The sequence below is a fragment of the Clostridium sp. CAG:221 genome (assembly GCA_000435835.1).
Classification (GTDB): domain Bacteria; phylum Bacillota; class Clostridia; order Clostridiales; family Clostridiaceae; genus Clostridium.
This window is the reverse complement of sequence record FR883418.1, coordinates 1-2,426: the sequence shown is the minus strand read 5'-3', so window position 1 is coordinate 2,426 and position 2,426 is coordinate 1. Positions and strand designations below refer to the sequence as shown.

The 2,426-nt window shown below is 26.9% G+C and carries 2 protein-coding genes; both read right to left on the bottom strand.

What is annotated here, in order from left to right; genetic code table 11:
- Positions 1 to 55: 55 nt before the first annotated feature.
- The gene (locus tag Q5O44_RS11625) at positions 56 to 1,978 is read right to left on the bottom strand and encodes a DUF2075 domain-containing protein (protein WP_022168596.1); all 1,923 of its coding nucleotides are present in this window, start codon (positions 1,976 to 1,978) and stop codon (positions 56 to 58) included.
- Between the two features lie 36 nt (positions 1,979 to 2,014).
- Positions 2,015 to 2,332, bottom strand: a complete 318-nt coding sequence (locus Q5O44_RS11620; RefSeq protein ID WP_022168595.1) for a nucleotide pyrophosphohydrolase — start codon at positions 2,330 to 2,332, stop codon at positions 2,015 to 2,017.
- Positions 2,333 to 2,426 lie beyond the last annotated feature (94 nt).

Below are 2,426 nucleotides of genomic sequence, written 5' to 3'. Positions count from 1 at the left end.
CACAATTCTTTCAACAGTCCCTGTATTTAATGTATTTTATATTTTAATAATATATTTATGCATTTATTTTATATTCAGCTTCAACATCCTTATAGCTAATATTTCTACTTATCATATTACTTCTTTCTTTTAAATAATTTTGAAGTGCCTCATCTCTACAATAAATATAACAGCCCTTCATTCCCCTAGTTAATAATACTCTATAAGTATTCTTTATTATTTCATCAGCTTTAGCCAATGCCTCTTCCTTATTTTCCTTATATAATTTCTTAATTCCTTTTATGCTCTTATCTCCACTATCTCTCTTTGTAAAATCTGTTATTATCTTTCCATTTTCATATCTTATATCCTCCCCAATAATAACTCCAACATAATCAAATTCAAGTCCTTGACATGTGTGAATACATCCAATTTCATTTACAGAGTTTTTTCCTATAGCCCATGGTTCTTTAGCAGCTAAGTTCCACTTCATTTTAAAATCATACTCTGGAAATACTATATCATACTTATTAAAATCCTTTTTACTTTCCCACTTCCAACAATAACCTGCCAATAGTCTTGATTTATTGTTTACTTTATTTTTCTCTTCTATCATTTTTCTCATTTCAGTAGGATTATCTACTACTTGTAAGTCATAATTAAAATCAAATCCATCGAAATTAGCAGTTTCCTTAATTTCTAAAACATCATTTAACCAATTTAAATATCCATCTGAACCATTACATCTAAATTGTGCTGTTAAAGTATCTTCATGAACTTTTGCACCTAATATATTTGCATATTTCTTTATTTCCTCAACTGATCCAATATCATTTAATGTAACTCTTTGAGCTTCATCAATAAAAAATACAGCTAATTTTGATGCATTTATTATTTCTTTAATTTGATTTTCACCTTTATTTTGAAACAGTCCTGATTTTTCATTTAATCTATGTGCCTCATCCACAAGTAAAACATCTATTTCATTTTCTTTAGCTTCAACATAGCTTCCAGATCCTTTAAATAGATTTCCTATATATTTCTGTGTATAATTTCCTTTAAGTTTTAATGAATATACTTCTCTAGGAGCTGAATTTTTAGATACATATTGTGTTATATATCCTGCTGAATTTAACTTTACTAATAAATTAATAGCTAATACTGATTTTCCAGTACCAGGTCCACCTTTAATTATAAACACGTTTTTTTCTCCGCTCATAATTTTTTTCATGGCTGTTTTTCTTATTCTCTCAAAAACAACTTTTTGAGCATCAATTAATTTAAATTCTTCATTTCCATCAAGCATTAACACTAATGCATCTTGTAAAGATTTTGATGGTTTTATTTTTCCACCTTCTATACTATATAAACCTTTTCCTTCATCTCCTTTATAAACATATCTGCATATAAATTCCCTAAGTTTTTTAACTTCCCCTTGAACATATACAGGAGCTTTTTCTAAATATTCATCATAGCAACTATCTACTATAGGATCATTATCCTCATGTTTAATATAATTATGTAGATATGCACATGGATGTAATAATATCTTATTTTTTTCTACCGCTTCATTATAATCTTCTATAGCACAAGCATAAGTCCATGCTTGATAAGATGGATGTGTTGTTCTTCTTATACCCTTATTAATAAATGTTTTAACTATTGCATTTTCATCTTCAACTTTTTCAATACTTTCCCATTGTTTTAATTCAATTATAACAACATTTTGCTTATCTTCTTTATCTACACCTGAAATAATAAAATCTATTCTCATTGATGTTGCAGGTATTCTATACTCAATGGCAATGGTTGCATCATTAGGTATCTCTGAAACATTAAGAGCCTTATACATATACAGCATAGAATTTTTCCATGCTCTTTTTTCTGCTAAACTTACTTTTCCAACCTTTTCTCTATATGCTTTTTCTATTACTATACTTATACTATCATTATCAACATGCTCAATAAACTCTCTTTTACTTGCTTTATATATAATCATATTTAATACCTATTTCCTTAATATTTTTCTTCATATTTATAATTCTGTATATTTAGTGCTTTTTCCTTTTGCCTTTTCAACTGGATACTTCAATTCATTTTTATCCATTTTCATATTTATTATATCTTCAATATTAACATCTAAAGCATTAGCCATATGTATACAGTAAATCATAACATCAGCCAATTCTTCTTTTACATTTTGCAAATTAAAATTATCATTATCCCATAAAAATTCTTCTAATAATTCTCCTGATTCTATAGCTATTGCTTTTGCTAAATTAGATGGCGTATGAAATTGCTGCCAATCTCTATCATCTCTAAACTTTTTTATTCTTTCCAATGTTTCTTTCATTATAAATCAACCTCTTTCTTTTATTTTCTAAGATTTATTCATTTATTATTTGTTCATATAAATGGTGTTAGTATAAAGTAGTGGACACATTAAA